General features: G+C 68.1%; 17 protein-coding genes. All 17 read left to right on the forward strand.

The window, feature by feature from the left end; all coding sequences use genetic code 11:
* The 17 genes from EV652_RS43560 (at position 1) to EV652_RS43640 (ending at position 20,357) form a co-directional block, all read left to right on the forward strand.
* On the forward strand, positions 1-1,047 hold the full coding sequence (locus EV652_RS43560; RefSeq protein ID WP_132217195.1) for a succinylglutamate desuccinylase/aspartoacylase family protein: 1,047 nt from the start codon (positions 1-3) through the stop codon (positions 1,045-1,047).
* On the forward strand, positions 1,044-2,141 hold the full coding sequence (locus tag EV652_RS43565) for an ABC transporter substrate-binding protein (protein ID WP_132217197.1): 1,098 nt from the start codon (positions 1,044-1,046) through the stop codon (positions 2,139-2,141). The genes EV652_RS43560 and EV652_RS43565 overlap by 4 nt, the downstream gene beginning before the upstream one ends.
* On the forward strand, positions 2,134-3,267 hold the full coding sequence (locus tag EV652_RS43570; protein ID WP_199238737.1) for an ABC transporter ATP-binding protein: 1,134 nt from the start codon (positions 2,134-2,136) through the stop codon (positions 3,265-3,267). The genes EV652_RS43565 and EV652_RS43570 overlap by 8 nt, the downstream gene beginning before the upstream one ends.
* 7 nt (positions 3,268-3,274) lie before the next feature.
* Positions 3,275-4,171 (forward strand): ABC transporter permease, encoded by an 897-nt coding sequence (locus EV652_RS43575; protein WP_132217199.1) that lies wholly within the window; start codon positions 3,275-3,277, stop codon positions 4,169-4,171.
* A complete protein-coding gene (locus tag EV652_RS43580; protein ID WP_132217201.1) occupies positions 4,168-5,034 on the forward strand; it encodes an ABC transporter permease in 867 nt (288 codons plus the stop codon). Before EV652_RS43575 ends, EV652_RS43580 begins: the two co-directional genes overlap by 4 nt.
* The gene (locus EV652_RS43585; RefSeq protein ID WP_132217203.1) at positions 5,031-6,383 is read left to right on the forward strand and encodes an aminotransferase class III-fold pyridoxal phosphate-dependent enzyme; all 1,353 of its coding nucleotides are present in this window, start codon (positions 5,031-5,033) and stop codon (positions 6,381-6,383) included. Before EV652_RS43580 ends, EV652_RS43585 begins: the two co-directional genes overlap by 4 nt.
* Positions 6,384-6,407: 24 nt before the next feature.
* Entirely contained in the window at positions 6,408-7,361 is a 954-nt protein-coding gene (locus EV652_RS43590) for a succinylglutamate desuccinylase/aspartoacylase family protein (protein WP_132217205.1), read from the forward strand.
* Positions 7,358-8,812 (forward strand): aldehyde dehydrogenase family protein, encoded by a 1,455-nt coding sequence (locus EV652_RS43595; RefSeq protein ID WP_132217207.1) that lies wholly within the window; start codon positions 7,358-7,360, stop codon positions 8,810-8,812. The genes EV652_RS43590 and EV652_RS43595 overlap by 4 nt, the downstream gene beginning before the upstream one ends.
* Positions 8,809-9,744 carry an aldo/keto reductase gene (locus EV652_RS43600; protein WP_132217209.1) on the forward strand — a complete coding sequence of 312 codons (936 nt, stop codon included), beginning with the start codon at positions 8,809-8,811 and terminating at the stop codon, positions 9,742-9,744. Before EV652_RS43595 ends, EV652_RS43600 begins: the two co-directional genes overlap by 4 nt.
* Positions 9,745-9,760: 16 nt before the next feature.
* The gene (locus tag EV652_RS43605) at positions 9,761-10,426 is read left to right on the forward strand and encodes a haloacid dehalogenase type II (RefSeq protein ID WP_132217211.1); all 666 of its coding nucleotides are present in this window, start codon (positions 9,761-9,763) and stop codon (positions 10,424-10,426) included.
* A 15-nt stretch (positions 10,427-10,441) separates the two neighbouring features.
* A complete protein-coding gene (locus EV652_RS43610) occupies positions 10,442-11,725 on the forward strand; it encodes an NAD(P)/FAD-dependent oxidoreductase (protein WP_132217213.1) in 1,284 nt (427 codons plus the stop codon).
* 94 nt (positions 11,726-11,819) lie between these two features.
* Complete coding sequence (locus EV652_RS43615; RefSeq protein WP_132217215.1) at positions 11,820-13,085, forward strand: aminotransferase family protein; 1,266 nt, start codon at positions 11,820-11,822, stop codon at positions 13,083-13,085.
* A 16-nt stretch (positions 13,086-13,101) separates the two neighbouring features.
* The gene (locus EV652_RS43620; protein WP_132217217.1) at positions 13,102-14,589 is read left to right on the forward strand and encodes an NAD-dependent succinate-semialdehyde dehydrogenase; all 1,488 of its coding nucleotides are present in this window, start codon (positions 13,102-13,104) and stop codon (positions 14,587-14,589) included.
* 32 nt (positions 14,590-14,621) lie between these two features.
* The gene (ald, locus tag EV652_RS43625) at positions 14,622-15,722 is read left to right on the forward strand and encodes an alanine dehydrogenase (protein WP_132217219.1); all 1,101 of its coding nucleotides are present in this window, start codon (positions 14,622-14,624) and stop codon (positions 15,720-15,722) included.
* Positions 15,719-16,771 (forward strand): tartrate dehydrogenase, encoded by a 1,053-nt coding sequence (locus tag EV652_RS43630; protein WP_132217221.1) that lies wholly within the window; start codon positions 15,719-15,721, stop codon positions 16,769-16,771. The genes ald and EV652_RS43630 overlap by 4 nt, the downstream gene beginning before the upstream one ends.
* Before the next feature lie 96 nt (positions 16,772-16,867).
* Positions 16,868-19,990, forward strand: coding sequence for an NAD-glutamate dehydrogenase domain-containing protein (locus tag EV652_RS43635; RefSeq protein ID WP_158441584.1), 3,123 nt, complete (start codon positions 16,868-16,870; stop codon positions 19,988-19,990).
* A gap of 163 nt (positions 19,991-20,153) precedes the next feature.
* Positions 20,154-20,357: a hypothetical protein gene (locus EV652_RS43640; RefSeq protein ID WP_132217225.1), complete on the forward strand. Its 204-nt coding sequence runs from the start codon at positions 20,154-20,156 to the stop codon at positions 20,355-20,357.
* Positions 20,358-20,559: the final 202 nt, after the last annotated feature.

Genomic DNA, 20,559 nt, shown 5'->3' on the forward strand with positions numbered 1-20,559 from the left:
ATGACGACGACGAAAGACGCCGACCAGGTGCGGCCGCTGGCCCTCGGCCCGCTGCGGGCCGAGCCCGGCACCACGGTGCGCGGCATCGTGCCCGCGGATCTCGGCACGCTGACCGTGGACGTACCGCTTGCCCTGGTGGCCGGGGCGCGACCGGGGCCTCGAGTGGTGATCACCGGAGGCGTGCACGGCGGTGAGTTCACCGGAGTGGATGCCGCCCATCGGCTCGCGGCACTGCTGGACGCCGAGGAGGTCCGCGGACAGGTGCTCATCTGCATCGTCGCGAACCCGCTGGCCGCCTACCGGGGACGCCTCAACGTTTCCTCGATCGACGGAGTGAACATCAACCGCGTGTTCCCCGGCGACCCACAGGGTAGTCCCACCGAACGGATGGCCGCGTGGATCTTCGCGAAGCTGATCGATGGCGCGGACGCCTACCTCGACCTGCACTCCGGCGGAATCGACCAGACCCTCCGGCACTTCGTCGGCGTCCGTCTCACCGGCGAGGCGGACGTCGATGCGACGACTGTCGCGATGGCGCGAGCTGTCGGTATCGAGGACGTCATCTTCGGCCAGAACGCCGAGGGTGGGAACAGCCACGCGGCCGCCGTCCGCCAAGGCGTCCCGGCCATCCTGGTCGAGACCAGCCAGCTCGGCGAGCGCGACCCGGCCGTGATCGGCGGGCTGGTGGACGGCCTGAAGGCGGTCCTGCGACGGCTCGGTGTCCTGGAATCGGACGGGTCTGAGCCTGCGGCCGTCCGTGAATGGGTGTGGTCCGGCGATGTCGCCTCCGACGTCACCGGCCTCTGGTACCCGGAGTTCACCGCCGGCGACGACGTGACCGTTGGCCAGATCATCGGTCGCATCGTCGACCCCGCCGACGGCCGAGAACAAGTCGTCCACGCTCCGGCGTCCGGAAAGGTCTTCTACGGGATGCGCGGGCTCACCGTCGTCCCAGGCACCGAACTCGCGGCGATCGCGTCGGCCGCAGCGCCGGGCCGAACCGCCGAATCCCTCCAAACCCCATCAGAACCTGAGGTGTTGTCATGAAAGATTCCGTGATCGGGCGTCGGTCGTTCCTGCAGGGCGTCGCAGGGTTGTCGGCGATGGCCGCCGTACCCGCCCTGACAGCCTGTGGCTCTGGCACCAGCCGCGCCGACGGCGCCGCCGCCTCGACGAAGACGCTGGCCGTGCGCAACAGCGGTGGGGCGTACGGCGAAGCGCTGCAGAAGGGGGTCTACGAGCCTTTCACCAAGGAGACCGGCATCCAGGTCCAGGTGGTGAATGTCCAGTACGCCCAGATGCTGGCCCAGATCAAGCAGGGCCGGCCGCAGTTCGACGTAATCGACAACTCGATGATGGACTTCCTGAAGTTCGTCCGGGACGACGGGATCGAGAAGCTCGACTTCGACCGGCTGAAGAGCTTCAAGGCCGCGAACATCCCGACCAACATGGTCACCGAGCACGCCGTCGGTAAGGCGTACTACGCCAGTGTCATGGCGTACCGCACCGACCAGTTCGGCGGCAAGAAGCCGAGTTCCTGGCCGGACTTCTGGGACACGAAGGCGTTCCCCGGCAGCCGGTCGCTGCAACACCCGGACGCGGACCTGCCCGAGTTGGAGTTCGCGTTGCTCGCTGACGGCGTACCGATGGACAAGCTGTACCCGATCGACGTGGAACGGGCGTTCAAGTCGCTGGACCGGATCAAGGGGTCCGTGCGCAAGTACTGGGACACGGGCAACCTTCCCGGCGTGCTGCTCAGCCGCAAGGAAGTGGTGCTGGGCACCTGCTGGCACGGCCGCCTCAGCGCCCTGATCAAGCAGGGCGTTCCATTGGCGTACCAGTTCGCCGGCGCACGCCGGCAGGGCCAGGGGTATGCCATCCCCAAGGGTGCCGCCAACCTCGACGCCGCGTACCAGCTCATCGATTTCTCGCTGCGCCCTGAGACGCAGGGCAACCTGGCGAAGATCTACCCCACGAACCCGGTCTCCGCGGCGGCGTTCGACAGCCTGCCGGATGATGTGCGCGCCAACCTGGCGTCCGCGCCGGAGTACCGCGAACAGGGGTTCGATCTGGACACCGAGTGGTGGCTGAAGAACGAGGGCGCTGTGAACAAGCGCTGGCTGGAGTGGGCTCGTGTCTGACATCCGCACTGTTCTCGAGTCGCCTGCCACCGGCGCCGGCTCACCGGCGCAGGCCGGGATCGGCAAGCCGCTGTCCGTCGTCTCGTTGCGCAAGACCTACGGGGACGTGGTCGCCGTCGACGAGGCATCCATGGAGATCGCCGCCGGCGAGTTCGTCACCTTCCTCGGCGCGTCCGGGTCGGGCAAGACGACGACGTTGATGATGATCGCCGGCTTCGCGGAGCCGGATTCCGGCACCATCACGGTCGGCGACCGTGATGTGACCCGGCTCGCGCCGCAGAAGCGGAATCTGGGCTTCGTCTTCCAGCAGTATCTGCTGTTCCCGCACATGACCGTCGGCGAGAACATCGCCTTCCCGCTGCAGTTGCGTGGGGTGTCGAAAGCCGACGTCCGCCGGCGGGTCGGCGAGACGCTGGAGATCGTCGGTCTGGCGGGGTACGGCGGCCGCTATCCGCGGGAATTGTCCGGCGGTCAGCAGCAGCGCGTCGCGCTGTGCCGCGCGCTGGTGTACCGGCCGCCGGTGGTCCTGATGGACGAGCCGCTGGGCGCGCTGGACAAGAAGCTGCGCGACCAGCTCCAGGTCGAGATCAAGGCGATCCAGCGTGAGCTGGGTCTGACCGTGATCTACGTGACGCACGACCAGGAGGAGGCGCTGGTGCTGTCCGATCGGATCGCCGTGATGCGCGACGGGCTGATCGACCAGTTCGATACGCCACGCGAGCTGTTCGAGCGGCCGAAGACACCGTTCGTCGCCGACTTCCTCGGTGCGGCGAACTTCCTGCCTGGTCAGGTGGAGGAGACCGCCGACGAGCACACCCTGGTCAGGCTGGAGCACGGCGGCGTGCTGAGGGCGCGGCCACACGCCTTTGCCCGGGGCGCCGCGGTGGATGCGGCCATCCAGCCCGGCCGGCTCCGCGCCTGCACGCCCGACGAGGGTTTCTGTACGGGCACTGTCGAGACGGTCACATATGTCGGCACGCTCGTCCGCGTCGGCCTGCGTCTCGCCGGCCTCGACAAGCTGCTGCGCATCGAGGCTCCGGCCGGGTGGGCGCCGATCGCCGGCGAGAGAATCGGTGTCAAGGCGGATGCCCAGGACGTCAACCTCTTCGGCACCGAGGGGCGGTAGGTCAGCCATGACTGCGTCCATCGCCGCTGCGCCCCAGGCCCCGCAACGTCGCCTCTTGGGCACCCGCCGGACCCGCATCGGGTTGCTGAACGCGACACCGATCGTGGTCTACCTGCTGGCGTTGTTCGTCTTCCCGATTCTCAGCACGCTGTTCCTCAGCCTGAAGGCCGCGAACGGTTCGCTGACCCTGCACTGGTACGTCGATGCGCTCACGGGCTCGAACCTGGCCGTGTTGCTCACCACGTTGCGAGTCTCGGCTGAGACGGCGGTGATCAGCCTCGTGGTCGGGTTCGTGCTGGCCAGCGCGGTATGCCGGTTGCGCCCGCTGTGGGCGGGACTGATCATGCTGGTGGTCGTCGTCCCGCATTTCATCAGTGCTCTGGTGCGGACGTACGGCTGGATCATCCTGCTCGGTGAGCACGGTGTGGTGAACCAGGTGATGACCGACCTCTGGGTGCCGGGGGCACCGTTCCAGCTGCTCTACAACGAGCTCGGCGTGATCATCGGCACCAGTTCGGTGATGCTTCCCTACACCGTGCTCGTCCTGTACGGCGCGATGCGCGGGGTCGACCGGCGTCTGCTCGCCGCGGCCGCCAGCATGGGCGCCGGACGGCTGGTGATCTTCCGCCGGGTCTATCTGCCGCTGATCGCCCCTGGCCTGGCCAGTGCGGCCCTGCTGAGCTTCATCCTTGCCCTCGGCTACTACATCACGCCGGCCCTGATGGGTGGTCCGAAGCAGACCATGGTCGCCGCGATGATCAACCAGCAGGTCATGAAGAACAACCAGTGGAACAGTGCGGCAGCGCAAGGCGTCGTCCTGCTGCTCGTCACCTTCGCCGGGCTGTTGTTACTGAAGCTTGCCGGGCGACTCGGTGCCAATGCCAAGAAGAGGAGCACATCGTGATCGGCCTGCGCAGTACCTGGACCGGACGGATCGTGCTCGGCATCAGCGCCGCCCTGATCGTGGCATTCCTCGTGTTGCCGATCGTCGTCATCATCGTCACGTCCTTCGGCAAGGATGCCTTCGGGGCGTTCCCTCCGGCGGGCTGGACCCTGAACTGGTACGAGGCCGTGTTCGCCAAGGGCAGTGAGTGGCCCGCCGCGCTGTCGCTCAGCGCGCTGGTCGCATCTATGACCACCGTGTTCTCACTGATTCTGGCGATCACGGCGGCGACTGCGCTGACCCGCAGTGAGCTGCCCCTTCGCTCGGCCGTCTACGCGCTCGTGCTCGGGCCCCTGCTGATCCCGCAGGTGGTCATCGCGCTCGGACTGTTCCTGCTGTTCGAACCTGCCGCGATGCTGGGCAGCCCGATCGCGATCGCCCTCGGCCACACCGTGCTGGCCTCGCCGATCGCCGTGATGATCCTGATCGCGACGTTCCGCGGCATCGACGAACGCCTCGAGGACGCGGCGGCGAGTATGGGGGCCAGCCGGTTCACCATCGCGCGGCGGATCACTTTCCCGCTCGCCGCGCCAGGCATGGTCGCCGCGGCCGTCTTCTCGTTCATCACCAGCTTCGACGAGTTCTTCATCGCGCAGTTCCTGTCGTCGGGGACGACCGTGACCCTGCCCGTCCAGCTCTTCAACTCGCTCGCGTTCGACATCGACCCGACCGTGACCGCGATCAGCGCTGTACTCATTGCCTTCGCCGTGCTGGCGCTCGTGCTGGTGGCGCTGATGCGGTGGCTCGGGTCCGGGCGTCAAAGCGGTCTGTTGTCGGTCGAGACGACCACCGGTCTGGCCAAGACCGAAGGCGACGCGGCATGACGCGGAACCTGCTGCTCAACATGACCGCCAACGGCTCACTCGGCCGCGATGGCGAGAACCTGTTCGTCGTATCGCGCGGGGAGGGTCCGTACGTCGAGGACGCGGACGGCAGCCGCTACATCGACGGACTGTCCGGCTTGTATTGCTGCCAGCTCGGCTACTCGTACGCCGAAGAGTTCGCAACCGCGGCCGCCGAGCAATTGCGGGAGCTGTGCTTCAGCCCGTTGTGGTCCGCGTCCGCGCACCCGACGGCGATCGAACTGGCCGAGCGGCTGGCCGGGATCGCACCGATGGACGTCGAGCACACCTTCTTCTCCAGCGGGGGTGCCGAGGCGGTCGAGTCCGCGTGGAAGATCGCCCGGAAGTATCACACGCTGCGCGGCGAGCCACGCCGTACCAAGGCGATCTCCCGGCGTGGCGCCTACCACGGACTGACCATCGGTGCGCTGTCCCTGACCGACGACCCCGCGTTGACGGAGCCGTTCGGGCCGCCTGCGATCGAGACGGTGTTCGTGTCGAACACCAGTCGCGTCGGACAGCCGTCCGAGTTCGCCGATGACGCGGTCTTCACCAGGCATCTGCTGGCAGAGCTCGAAGGGGCGATCGTTGCCGAGGGCCCGGAAACCATCGCGATGCTGATTGTCGAGCCGGTGCAGAATCGCGGCGGCTGCATCACTCCGCCGGACGGCTACTGGCCGGGCCTGCGGGCGCTTGCCGATCGGTACGGCTTCCTGCTGGTCGCGGACGAGGTGATCACCGCCTTCGGCCGGCTGGGGGAGTGGTTCGGTGGCGACCGCTACGACGCCCGCCCAGATATCGTGACCGTTGCCAAGGGCCTGACCGCGGGCTACGCCCCGATGGGCGCGACCCTGGTGGGCGCGCAGGTTGCCGAGGTGATCAACCGGCCGGGCGCGGTACTCAACCACGGCTACACGTTCAGCGGGCATCCACTCAGCGCGGCGCTCGCCCTCCGCAGCCTGCACATCTTCGAGCGCGACCGGGTCCTGGACAACGTCCGCGACCTGCAGGACCACCTGGGCAAACGGATGGCGGACCTCGGCCCGCTGCCGATCGTCGGCGACGTTCGTGGTGCCGGCTTCTTCTACGCACTCGAGCTCGTCGGCGACGCCGAGGACGGCGGTTTCAGCGACGCCGCCCGCAACGCACTGGTCGGCGACCTCATCCCGCGCCGGCTGCGCGAGGCCGGGCTGCTCGCCCGGGTCTACAACCGAGCCGCACCACTCTTGCAGATCGCACCCCCGTTGGTCAGCGATCGCGAGCTCCTCGACCGGATCGCCGACATCATCGCGGAGACGCTCGACGAAGCCTCGCACGCAATCGCCCGTTGACCACACCATCGAAAGGACGAACACATGTATTCCATCGGTCCGCTGACTTGCGCTCCCGGTGAACGAGCTGAAGGGCTGATCCCGGTCGGCACCAGCACTTACGGCGTGGAGCTGGGCATTCCGCTGATCGTCGTCAACGGCACCGAGCCCGGCCCTGTGCTCTGTGTGGACGCCGGCGTGCACGGCGACGAGTACGACGGACAAGAAGCCGTCCGCCGGGTCGTCGCCGAGACCGACCCCGCGAGCCTGCGCGGCACGCTGGTCGGGATTCCCTGCATGAACACCCCCGCGTTCGAGGCCGCGGCTCGCAGCAGCGGCCTGGACCACCTCAACCTGAACCGGATCTTCCCGGGCGACCCCGAAGGTTCGTACTCCCTGCGCCTGGCGGCGACGTTCGTCGAGCAGGTGGTTCCCGTCATCGACGCGTTGGTCGACCTGCACACCGGCGGCACGTTCGGCGAGATCGCCCCGCTCACCATCGTCCAGGGCGGATACGAGGACCTCGCCTCCGGGATCGGCCTGGCCGCTGGGCACGAGCTGATCTGGAAGGGCGGTAAGTGGGGTGGGACCGTGCGCCACCCGACTCTCGCGGCGGGCAAGCCCGCCGTCACCATCGAGGTCGGCGGCGCCACCTACCGCGAGCAGAACGTCGAGCTGCACGTCGTTGCCGTCCGCAACATCATGCGCCAGCTCGGCATGGTCGACGGCGAGCCCGCGCTGCGCGACAGCTACACGGCTGTGACCGGGACCTTCGCCCGCTCGGCGTCGGGTGGCTTCTTCGTCGCGTACGCCGAACCGGGGGAGACCTGCAAGGGCGGCGACCCGATCGCCAAGGTCGTCGACCACTACGGGAACACCCTGGAGGAGATCAGCGCGCCGCAGGACGGCATCGTGCTGTGGGTCCGGCGGATGCGGACCGTGCACCCGGGCGACGAGGTCGTCATCTTCGGCGCGGTCGAAGGCGAGATCCGGCCATGACCGGCGAACCGCGGCTGCTCGTCATCGACGGCAAGCAGGTGCCTGCCGCCGACGGACGCACGTTCATCGTTGTCGACCCGGCCCACGCCACCCCGATCGCCGAGGTCGCCTTGGCCGGGCCGGCGGATGTCGATCACGCGGTCGCGGCCGCTCGGGCTGCGCTCACCGCGCCGGAGTGGGGACGGATGCGGACGGCGGACCGCGGCCGGCTGCTGTACCGGATCGCGATGGCGATCCGCGAACAGAGCGACCGGCTGGCCCGGCTGGAGAGCCTGGACGTCGGCAAGCCGCTGCAGCAGGCGAAGGCCGATGTCGAGGCCGCGGCGCGTTACTTCGAGTTCTACGCCGGAATCACCGACAAGCTCGGTGGTACGACGATTCCACTCGGACCCGGCCTGCTCGATTACACGGTCCGCGAGCCGATCGGCGTGTCGGGTCAGATCATCCCGTTCAACTACCCCCTGCAGAACACCGCCCGGGGGAGTGCCCCGGCACTCGCCGCGGGCTGCACGGTCGTGCTCAAGCCGTCGCCCGAGGCGCCGATGACACCGCTGGAGATCGCCGCCATCGCGCTGGACTGCGGGCTGCCGCCGGGCGTGCTCAACGTCGTACCAGGAGACGGCGAAACCGGTGCCGCGCTCGCCGGGCACCCCGGCATCGACCAGGTCACCTTCACCGGATCTGTGGCCACCGGCATCAAGGTCGCCCAGGCCGCTGCCGCCAACGTGGTGCCCTCGGTCGTGGAACTCGGCGGCAAGTCGCCCGTCGTCGTCTTCGCTGACGCCGACTTCGACCTTGCCCTCGCCGCAGTCGCGGGCTCGGCCTTCGGCAATGCCGGGCAGACCTGCTCGGCCGGTACCCGGGTGCTGGTGCAGCGTGGTGCCGAGGAGTTCCTCGACAAGCTGGCGGCACACGCCGCGTCGCTGCGACTCGGTCCGGGCTCGTCGGACCCGGATGTGGGTCCGCTGGTGTCGGCCCGGCAGCGAGACCGGGTCTGGGGCTATCTCGAGCTGGCGCGCGAGGAGGGCGCGGTGGTCCGAGCGGGCGGCGGCGCTCCTGCGGATCCAGAGCTTGCCGACGGCTACTTCATCCAGCCGACCGTGCTGACGGGTCTGACCAACGAGGCCCGCACCGCCCGCGAGGAGATCTTCGGCCCGGTCGTGACCGTGCTGGAGTTCGACGATCTCGAGGATGCGGTCGCCATCGCGAACGACAGTCCGTACGGCCTGTCGTCGTACGTCTGGACCCGCGACATCGACAAGGCACTGAGTGTCGCCGAAGGAATCAAGGCAGGACAGGTCTACATCAACGCCACCGGCGTCGGTACGGGTGTGGAGCTGCCGTTCGGTGGCTATAAACACAGCGGTTGGGGCCGGGAGAAGGGCCTGGACGCCCTGGCGAGCTACACCCAGACCAAGAACGTCTGCATCGGTTTCGGGAACCGGTCATGAGATACCGGCGTCTAGGTGCCGGCGGGCCGGCCGTCTCCGTGGTCGGCCTCGGCGGCAACAACTTCGGCTCCCGCCTCGACGAGGACGGCACTCGGGCGGTCGTGTACGCCGCCTTGGACGCCGGCATCACCTTGTTCGACACCGCCGACATCTACGGCGGGTACGGCGATCGGGATGGGTCACGTGGCGACGGCGAACGACTGCTCGGCGCCGCCCTCAAGGCGGATCGCGATCGCGTTGTCCTCGCCACGAAGTTCGGCATGGAGATGTACGACGACGATGCGTACGGCCCGCGTGGTTCGGGCCGGTACATCCGGCACGCTCTGGAGCAGTCGCTGCGCAGGCTCGGCACCGAGTGGATCGACCTCTACCAATACCACGAACCCGATGGTGTCACCCCGCTCGACGAGACCGTCGCCGTACTGCAGGAGATGGTTGCCGAAGGCAAGATCCGGTCCGTCGGCTGCTCCAACGTGCCCGCCGATCAGCTGACCGACGCCTTCGTCAGCACACAGGTCTGCTACCACATGCTCGACCGCAGCGCGGAGACCGGCCTCGTCCCCGCTTGCCGGCGCGCGGGTATCGGCCTGCTGCCGTACTACCCACTCGCCAACGGCCTGCTCACCGGCAAGTACCGGCGCGGCGAGCAAGCACCGCCGGGCAGCCGGCTCTCCTGGCGGGAGGGCTGGCTCACCGAAGACGCTCTCGACCGGGTCGAAACGCTCACGGCGTACGGCGCGGACAGAGGCCTGAGCCTCCTCGAGGTCGCCGTCGGCGGACTCGCCGCACTTCCCGCCGTCGGCTCCGTGATCTGCGGCGCCATGACCCCCGAACAGGTCACCGCCAACGCGGCGGCGGCCGACTGGATCCCCACCGCGGCCGACCTGGCCGCACTCGACGCGATCGTGCCCCCCGGCGAACGGGTGGTCTGAAATGAGGTTGGACACCATGCGAGAGATCGTCACCTTCGACGCCTATGCAACCCTGATCAACTTCGAGCTCGGCCCCACGACCCTGAAGGTCATCGGGGGCCGGCTGGATCTGGACAACCTGGACGTCGACGAGTTCCTCGACGACTTCCGCGTCATGCGGTTCCAGGCAGTCCTGGAGGCCTACCGCCCGTACCACGAGATCCTGCACTCCAGCCTGCGCAACGCTATGCGCCTGCACGGCCTGGAGTACCGCACGTCTGACGGCGACGCCCTGGTCGAGGCCGTCCCCACCTTCGGCCCCTGGCCTGAGGTCCCGGAGGCGCTGCGCGCGCTGAAGACCAAGTACGAGATCGCCATCATCTCCAACACCGACGACAAGATGATCGCGCGGAACGTCGAGAACATCGGTGTCGAGTTCGACTACGTCATCACCGCCCAGCAGGCCGGCGCCTACAAGCCGGACCGCCAGACCTTCGAGCACGCCTTCAAGACCATGGGCGTCGAGCCAGCCCAGGTCATCCACACCGCCCAAGGCTGGGAATACGACCTCATCCCAACCCGCGACCTCGGCCTGAAGCGCCGGGTCTGGATCAACCGGTACGGCCGTCCCGGCAGCACCGACTACCAGCCGTACGACGAGCTGCCCGACCTATCCGGCTTGCCCGGCCTGCTCGGCTGCTGACGAGGAGCCTTTGTCATGAAGCAGATCCCTTACTGGCTCGACACCGCACCGCCGCTACCGGACCGAAGCGGGAAGCCACTGCCGGACCACGCCGATGTGGTGGTCATCGGCGGCGGTCTCACCGGCCTGTCCACCGCGTACCACGCCGCCCGCAAAGGTGCGCACGTCGTCCTGGTCGAGAAGGACAAGATCGGCTCCGGCGCCTCGGGCCGCAACGGCAGCATGTGCACGCAGGGCATCACCATCGGCGTCGACGAGGCACGGCGGCGTTACGGCCAGGAGCGTGCCCGCGAGCTGTACGACGCCTTCCGGACGGCCGTCGACGTGGTCGAGGCATTGACGCTGGAAGAGCGGATCGACTGCGATTTCGACCGCGTCGGGCGGCTCGGGGTCGCATACAAGCCACAGCACTTCGACGGAATGCGTGCCAAGCAGCGCGACCTGGCCGAGAACTTCGGCCACACCACGACGCTGCTCAGCAAGAGCGAGTTGCGTGCCGAACTCGGATCGGACTACTACCACGGGGCCCTGCTCGACCCGCTCAGCGCCGGACTGCACGTGGGCAAGTACGTCCACGGTCTTGCCGACGCCGCCGAGCGCGCCGGCGCCCAGATCCACGAACGCAATGCCGCGACCGGTCTCACCCGCCAGGCCGACGGCAGCTTCCTGGTCGAGACCCTGCACGGCACCATCCATGCCCGGCAGGTGATGGCCGCCACCGACGCCTATACCGACAAGTCGTTGCCCTGGTTCCGCAAGCGGCTCATCAACGTCGGAAGCTTTATCATCGTCACCGAGCCGCTTGCCGACGACGTCGCACGCGAGCTCATCCCCAACCGCCGCCTGGTGGTCGACTCCAAGAACATCGGCCACTACATCCGGCTCACCCCGGACAACCGCCTCGCCTTCGGCGGCCGGGCTCGCTTCGCTCCCTCGAACCCGGCCTCGGACCTGAAGTCCGGCGACGTGCTCAAGCGCGAACTGGCCACGATCTTTCCCCGGGTGTCCGACGTACGGATCGACTACGTCTGGGGCGGGAACGTCGGCTTCAGCTACGACCGGATCCCGCACGCCGGGGAGGCCGACGGCCTCTACTACTCGATGGGGTACTGCGGCCACGGCGTACAGATGGCCACCTACATGGGCCAGCGGATGGCCGAGGTGATGGACGGACACCCGGAGGCCAACCCGCTCCGCGGCCTCGACTTCCCCAAGGTTCCGGTGCCGTACTACAACGGAACCGCCTGGTTCCTGCCGTTCGCCGGCGCTTACTACAAAGCCAAGGACCGCTACCGCTGAGGTAGCACCTCGTCGGGATTCCGCGACGAGACCTAGCCTTATCCTCCGATTGTCAACAATCCTAAAGTCTGCAACCACGCAGGATGGAGAGACCATGACCAGCCCGACGCAGCCGACCGGAGCCTCGCTCTGGCATGCACAGGCCCACATGCCGACTGCTGTGCGGAAGAGAGTCACGATCGTCGAAGGACGCGGCGCCACGGTGATCACGGAGGACGGAGCTGAGCTGCTCGATGCGCCGGCCGGTCTGTGGCACGCCAACGTCGGCCACGGCCGTGAGGCCATCGCCCGGGTGGCTTACGAGCAGATGCTGAAGCTCGAGACCTATCACGTGTTCGGCCGCTTCGTGAATGACGTGGCGCTCAGCCTCGCCGACCGCGTGACCGCGCTCGGGCCGGTCCCGGACGCCAAGGTGTTCTGGTCCAGCGGAGGCTCCGATTCCGTCGATCTCGCCTGCAAGCTCGCCCGCCGTCACTGGCAGTTGGAAGGACGACCGGACAAGCGGATCATCCTGAGCCGGAACAACGCCTACCACGGGCTGCACGGCTTCGGCACCAGCATCGCCGGCCTGGAGTACAACCGGGAGGGCTACGGCTCCGATTCACTGATCCCGGAGACCGCGCGGATTCCCACCAACGACCTGGCTGCGGCCGAGGCGATGATCGCCGAACTCGGTCCCGGACGAATCGCGGCGGTCGTGGCCGAGCCGGTGATCGGAACCGGTGGGGTCATCGCACCGGCGCCCGGCTACCTTGAAGGTTTGCAGCGCCTGGCCCGGCAGCACGACATTCTGTTCATCGCCGACGAGGTGATCACCGGCTTCGGTCGGACCGGCGCGATGTTCGCCTGCGAGCGGTTCGGACTCGAGCCGGACATGATGCTGATGGCAAAAGGCCTCACCTCCGGCTACGCGCCGCTAGGCGGCGTCCTGGTCGGCCGGCGAGTCTGGGACCGGTTCTTCAGCTCCGACGACGCTCCGATGCTTCGGCACGGCATCACCTACTCGGGCCACGCGACCGCCTGCGCCGTCGCGCACGCGAACCTCGACATCCTCGAGCAGGAGCACCTGCTGGAGCGGTCGGCCGAGCTCGAAGGTGTTCTGCACAACGCGATCCAGCCCCTGGCCGACCATCCTCTCGTCGCCGAAGTGCGGAGCGGGACAGGCTTCCTCGCCGGCGTGCAACTGCGGGCCGACGTCCTTGGTGAGGCCGTTGTGGATGCCTGCCTCGACGCCGGACTCCTGACCCGCCTGATCCACAACAACACCCTGCACATCTGCCCGCCGTTCGTCGTCACCGACGACGAGGTCTCCTTCATCGCCAAGACCATCCGCGTAGCCCTCGACACTTTCACCGCCTGATCCAAGGAAGACTTCGATGACGATCCTCGACATTCACGACATCCCGGCGCAACGACGTGCCGACGTACTCGGGCAGGTTCCCACCGGACTCCTCATCGGCTCCTGGCGACCCGCTGAGCACGGGGAGACCTTCCCGGTCCACGACCCGGCCACCGGAGCCGAGCTCCTGCAGATCGCCGACGGCACCACTGCTGACGCCCTGGCCGCGCTCGACGCGGCCGCCGACGCCGGCCCGGCCTGGGCGGCGACCTCTCCCCGGGAACGGAGTGAGGTACTGCGCCGTGCCTACGAAGCACTGACGGCGCGGACAGACGACCTCGCGCTGCTCATCACGCTCGAGATGGGCAAGCCGTTGGACGAATCCCGCACCGAGGTGTCCTACGCAGCCGACTTCGTCCGCTGGTACGCCGAGGAAGCCGTCCGGCTCGACGGACGGCACACCGCCAGCCCGGACGGCGGATCACGCATCATCACGTCACCGCAGCCGGTCGGCCCGTGCCTGCTCATCACCCCGTGGAACTTCCCGCTCGCCATGGGCACTCGCAAGATCGCGCCGGCGCTGGCGGCCGGGTGCACCGTCGTACTCAAGCCGGCCGCCCTGACACCGCTGACCAGTCTGCTGATGGCGCAGATCCTGCTGGACGCCGGCGTACCGGAAGGGGTGCTGAATGTCATCACGACCACCAACCCCGGCACGGTCAGCGCTCCGCTGATGGCCGACGCCCGGCTGCGCAAGGTGTCGTTCACGGGATCGACCGCGGTCGGCCAGCGGCTCGTCGAGCAGAGCGCGAGCCAACTTGTGCGCACCTCGATGGAACTCGGTGGCAACGCGCCCCTGATCATCTTCGACGACGCTGACCTCGAGCGCGCGGTCAAGGGTGCCGTGATCGCGAAGCTGCGCAACGGTGGCCAGTCGTGCGTGGCCGCCAACCGAATCCTCGTGCAGGAAGGGATCGCGGACGAGTTCGTAGCCCGTTTCCAGCAGGCGATGGCCGCCGTCGAGGTCGGCCCGGGCACCCAGCCCGGCGTCGCGGTCGGCCCGCTCATCGACGATCGCGCGGTCAAGAAGTGCTCCGAGCTGGTCACTGACGCGGTCGTCCGCGGAGCGAAGCTCGTCGCCGGCGGCGACCCGCTTCCGATGCCCGGCCACTTCTACCCACCGACCGTCCTGGACCACGTCCCGGCTGGTGCCCGGATCCTCGACGAGGAGATCTTCGGCCCGGTGGCCCCGATCGTGCGATTCGGCCCTGAGGCGGAGGCCGTGGCTCTCGCCAACGCCACTCCGTTCGGACTGGCTGCCTATGTCTTCACCGAGAATCTCGACCGCGCGCTGCGGGTCTCCGACGCGCTCGAGACCGGCATGGTCGGCATCAATCAGGGGATCGTCTCGAACGTCGCCGCGCCGTTCGGCGGCGTCAAGCACTCCGGGCTGGGCCGAGAAGGCGGCCACGAGGGCATCGAGGAGTACCTCGAGACGAAGTACCTGGCCGTCAACAAGTCCTGATCGCCCCACAAGTCCGGAGCAGTGAGTCAATCATGCGAGTAAGTGTCGTCAAGGAGATCAAGCCGGCCGAGCGGCGGGTCGGTCTGACACCGGCCGGGACGGCCGCGCTGGTGGCGGATGGTCACGAGGTCATCGTGGAGAAGAGCGCCGGTCTCGGCGCAGGGTTCGCCGACGAGGACTACACGCGGGCCGGAGCCCGGATCGTGTCCACCGCACGCGCGTGGGGCGAGGCCGAACTCCTCGTCAAGGTGAAGGAGCCGATCGCGCGCGAGTACGAGTACCTGCGTCCCGACCTGACCGTCTTCACCTACCTGCACCTCGCGGCCGATCGTGAGTTGACGGCGGCCCTGATGGCGGCGAAGACCACCGCCATCGCCTACGAGACCGTCCGTGACGCCGATGGCCAGCTACCTCTCCTGGCACCGATGAGCGAGGTCGCCGGTCGGCTGGCAGCACAGGCGGCGGCCAACCAACTGCAACATCCCAGTGGCGGTCCGGGCATCCTCATGGGCGGAGTGCCGGGCGTGCCGCCGGCGCGGGTCGTTGTCGTCGGCGGGGGAGTGGTCGGCACCCAGGCGGCCCTGGTGGCAGTCGGGATGCAGGCCGAGGTGACCATCCTGGATGCGTCGGCTCGCCGTATCCGCCAGCTCACTGAGCTGTTCGACGGCCGCGCACGCGTCGTCATGTCGGACCCGCTGGCACTTGAGGAGGAACTCTCCGGAGCGGACGTGGTCATCGGTGCCGTCCTGCTGCCCGGGGCCGCCGCCCCCAAGCTCGTACGGCGCAACCACCTGGCGAAGCTCAAGCAGGACGCCGTACTGGTCGATGTCTCGATCGACCAGGGTGGTTGCTTCGAGACGTCCCGGCCGACGACGTACGACGCACCGACGTACCGGGTCGACGGGATCGCCCACTACTGCGTCGCGAACATGCCGGGCGCCGTACCGCGAACCTCCACGCGCGCGCTGACGAACGCGACGTTGCCCTACATCCGGCGACTGGCCGGCGGCATCCACGAGGCGCTGGCTGCCGATCCGCTCCTGGCCGCCGGTCTCAACGTCGACGCAGGCGAGATCCGCCACGCCGGGGTGGCGGCGGCCTGGCCCGAGCTCGTCACGGGAGGAGTCCGGTGAGCACGCACTTTTCGGTAGCCGTCATCGCAGGCGACGGCATCGGCCACGAGGTCGTGCCGGCCGCGATGGACGTTGTCGACGCGGCGGGCTCCCGGCACGGATTCTCCATCGACTGGACGCCGTATCCGTGGGGATCCGAGCACTACCGCACGCACGGGACGATGATGCCCACGGACGGTCTCGACCGGCTGGCGCAGCACGAGGCGGTGTTCTTCGGGGCCGTCGGTGCCCCGGACATTCCGGACCACATCACTCTGTGGGGCCTGTTGATCCCGATTCGCCGCGGTTTCCAGCAGTACGTCAATCTGCGGCCGGCCCGGCACGTGAAGGGTGTGCGCAGTCCGCTGGCCGAGCCCGATGGCACCGATCTGATGATCGTGCGCGAGAACGTCGAGGGCGAGTACTCCGAGGTTGGCGGCCGGTTCGGCCGGGGAACGGACGCCGAGCTCGCGGTACAGGAGGCGGTGTTCACCAGGAAGGGTACGGCGCGCGTCGCGGCGTACGCGGCGGAGCTGGCCGCCCGGCGGTCCGGGAAGTTGACCTCGGCAACGAAGTCGAACGGCATCATCCACTCGATGCCGTTCTGGGACGAGGTCGTGGCCGAGGCAGTCGCCCAGCAGCCCGGCGTGGAACTGCGCAGCGTGTTGATCGACGCGCTCGCCGCCGCGATGGTGTCGCGGCCGCAGCAGTTCGACGTCATTGTTGCGTCGAACCTCTTCGGTGACATCCTGTCCGACCTGGCCGCGGCGTGCGTCGGCTCGATCGGCGTCGCGGCGAGCGGCAACCTCAACCCCGAACGGACCTACCCGTCGATGTTCGAACCGGTGCACGGATCGGCCCCGGACATCGCGGGCCGGGGGATCGCCAATCCGGTCGGGCAGATCAGCACGGCGGCGTTGATGCTCGACTTCCTCGGCGAGACCAAGGCAGCCGCGGACATCAACCAGGCGGTCGACGACGTACTGCGTGACGGACCGAGAACCCCTGACCTCGGAGGTCAGGACGGCACCCGCGAAGTCGCCGAAGCTATTCGCAAGCAACTCGTATGATCCGGCCTGGAACTCTGGACGTGGGCGAGCGCATCCGGGCCCTGCGCCATCGACGGCGGTCGATGGATGGTCCTAGCCTGGCCCTGGAGGCGCGCCATGGTCACTGCCGACGAGTACAAGACATCTGCGCCGCCCGACGTTGCGTGGGAAGCGGACGAGTCCTGCCTCAGGTGCGTGGTCGGCTGGCCGGGCGGCAGACCACCGCTGGCGCAGGTCCTCCCCCTCTTCGAGCACCTCGGACTCGTACTCATCGATCATCGGCCTGAGGAGGCCGCCGACAGCTTCGTGTTCTCAAGGGTCGAGGACGCGGACCTGGACGAGCTGCTGCCACTGCTTGCTGATGCCTTCACGGCGGGCTGGGAGCGCTCGGTGGACCGGGACGAGTTCGCTTCTCTGGTCCTCCAAGCGCACCTGCAGTCAAGGCAGGTGCAGCTCGTGCGTGCTGTCTGTCACTACCTGCGCCAGGCCGGACTCGGCGCCAGCCCGTCGTACGTTCGCGGGATCCTGTCCGCCCACCCGGATTTCGTCCGGCACTGGGTGGAGATGTTCGAGCAGCGGTTCGCCCCGGAAGCTCCCGCATCAGTCGAGAACAGACTGGCGAAGTACGTCGACGCTGCGACGACCAGGGACGAGTACCGGGTGCTCGACTGGTATGCGGGCCTCTTGGAAGCGGTCACCCGAACCAACTACTTCAAGCGCGACGGCGCCGCCCGGCCACCTGTCACGACCGTGCTCAAGGTCGACCCGGGCAGGCTGCCGTTCGCGACCGACCCGGCGGTGAAAGTGGAGACCTTCGTCTACCACCCGGACGTCGAAGGCCTGCATGTGAGGTACGCGCCCGTGGCCCGCGGCGGGCTGCGCTGGTCGGATCGAATCGAGGACTACCGAGATGAGGTGATAGCTCTCGCCAAGGCACAGCAGGTGAAGAACTCGCTCATCGTTCCTGGCGGCGCCAAGGGTGCGTTTGTGGTCAAGGCGCCCCTGGCCGGGCTCTCATCCGCCGCCGCAGCCGTGGAGGTCCGCCGCTGCTATCGGATCTTCGTACGCGGCCTGCTGGACGTTACCGACAACGTCACCGAGCAGGTCGTGACCCATCCCGCCGGCGTGGTGGTCACAGATGGTCCAGACCCCTATCTGGTCGTGGCCGCGGACAAGGGCACCGCGACCTTCTCCGACCTGGCGAACGAAGAGTCAGCCGACGCCCGCTACTGGCTGGGCGACGCGTTTGCCTCGGGCGGGTCCACCGGCTTCGACCACAAGCAACTGGCGGTCACCGCACGCGGTACCTGGATGGCCGTACGCCGGCATTTCACCGAGCTCGGCCTCGACCCGCAGCGCGACGAATTCACCGCCGTAGGCATCGGTGACATGTCCGGAGACGTCTTCGGCAACGGGATGCTGCTGTCGGACCGGCTCCGCCTGGTCGCCGCGTTCGACCACCGGCACATCTTCCTGGATCCAGACCCCGACCCGAGCTCCTCGATCGCGGAACGTGCCAGGCTGGCGGCGCTGCCGGGATCATCGTGGGCCGACTACGACCCGGTATTGCTCTCTCCAGGCGGGGGTGTCTACCCGCGGTCGGGCAGGTCGGTCGCGGTGTCGAGCCAGGCACGGGCGGCGCTGCGAATCGACGCGGAGGCGCTGTCTCCCGACGAGCTGGTCCAGGCGATCCTGCGGGCGCCCGTCGACCTCCTGTGGAACGGCGGGATCGGGACCTACGTGCGGGCCTCGCACGAGACGGACGCAGATGTCGCGGACCGGGGCAACGACCGGGTACGCATCACGGCCGACCAGCTTCGCTGCCGGGTCATCGGCGAGGGCGGCAATCTGGGCCTGACGCAGGCGGCGCGCATCGAGTACTCCTTGGCCGGCGGGCGCCTGAACGCCGACTTCATCGACAACGCGGCGGGGGTGAACACCTCCGACCGGGAAGTCAACCTCAAGATCCTGCTGCGCTCGGTGGAGAACTCGGGACTCGTCGATCGCGCACAGCGCAACGAGCTGCTGAAGGCCTCTACCACCGAGGTCGTGCGCGACGTCTTGAGCGACAGCGAGCGGCAGGCCCTCGCCATCAGCGTCGCCGAAGGGTACGGCGTGACCGTTCTGGACCGGCACGACCAGGTGATGCACAACCTCGAAATGCACGGTCTCGACCGCACCCGAGAGAACCTGCCGGAGGCCGAAGAGATCGAGCGGCGTCGCGCGGCAGGCCACGGGCTGACCCGGCCGGAGATCGCGGTGATCCTGGCGCATGCCAAGAACCTCGTGCACGAACTGCTCCTGCGGGGCGACGTTCCGGAGGATCCGGGTGTGGCCGGCGTCCTGCTCGGCTACTTCCCGGAGCCTCTGCGGACCGCGTACACCGAGCAGATCCTCGCCCATGAGCTGAGGCGCGAGATCGTCGCGGCGCGGCTTGCCAACGAGCTGATGGACCGGGTCGGTCCCGGCTTCATCTACCGGATCGAGGACCGCACCGGTGCGAGCACTGACCAGGCGATCCGGGCGATCCTGATCGTCAAGGATCTCCTGACCCTGAATGAGCTCTGGGACGGCCTGGCGCCGTACCCGGTCTCACCGACGATGCCCGTCCGGCAGGCGCTGGAACGAGCCTTGGAGTACAACGCCTCCTGGCTTGTCCGCCGGAACAGCAGGCTGGCGGCGATCGACGCCGAGGCAGCGGTGTTCCGTGCCGGCGTGACCCGCCTCCGCGATGCGATGGCCTCATCGCAGCCCGTCGCCACCGGCTCGGCACTGGGCCGGAGCCTCGCGGGACTCGCCGATCTCGGTGCCTCGCCGAACCTGCTGACAGCGTGTCACGCGGTGACCCGGATGCAGGCCGGGCTGGCACTGGCCTCGGCCGCGACCGATCGCGGCTTCGACGTGGTGGAGCTCGAAGCGATCTACGCCAGGATCGGGGAGACACTGGGGCTGTCCTGGCTGTACGCCACGATCCCGATCAACGTCGCGGATCCACACTGGGTCCAGCTGGCCAAGGCGGCACTCAGGGACGAGCTTGCCGCCCTCACCGTCGCGATCGCCCTCGATGTGCTGGCGGCCGGTGGACTGCAGGCGTGGATGCGGTTGCACGAGGACGCCCTGGCCCGAGCACAATCTGCCTACGCCGGACTGGCCGGAAGCATCGAGGTCGACGTGGCGATGCTCACCGTTGGCGTGCAGGTCCTTCGAGACCTCTGCCACGCGGTGGGTGTCCGCGAGTGATCGGAGACGCGCTGCCACGGCAAGGCTCACGGCCAGCCATCGATCGCTAGTAGCAAGCCCGGGACGTACGAGTCCGGTTCTCCCAGGCTGTTCGCCGGTTGGAGGCGCCGCCCCCAGCGACCTCCGCGCAGCCTAACACCTCATTGCTGCGGACATCCGCGCGATGGTGAAGGAACGCGGCACGATGAAGGCAGTGCCGGATCGAGGTGATCTGGCCGATCTGTTCAGCGCCTTGGGACTCGAAGTCTCCTACAACTACAAAGCGCAGGTGGCTGATGTTTCCATCAAGCCTGCCCCGCGTGTGGTTAGCGTTGGTGTCCGAGGAGGGACACGCACCTTAACCACACGCATGAAGCTCAACGTCTGAGTCGGGCGACTTGAGCAGCGCGCTCGGAGGGCTGGGCTGCAGATGCGGGTGTGATGGTCAGCCGGTGAAGGTGAGCTCGTCCGCGGCCGGACGTGTCTTGCGGGCGGACGCGTGCCTCAGGCAACCAGGAACCTCGGTGCTGCTTCGCAGAGCGCTGTGACGTCGCGGCCGGCCCACAGCACCGTGAAGTCCGGTCGTACCA

Origin of the sequence: Kribbella steppae, from assembly GCF_004342025.1 — a bacterium.
Classification (GTDB): domain Bacteria; phylum Actinomycetota; class Actinomycetes; order Propionibacteriales; family Kribbellaceae; genus Kribbella; species Kribbella steppae.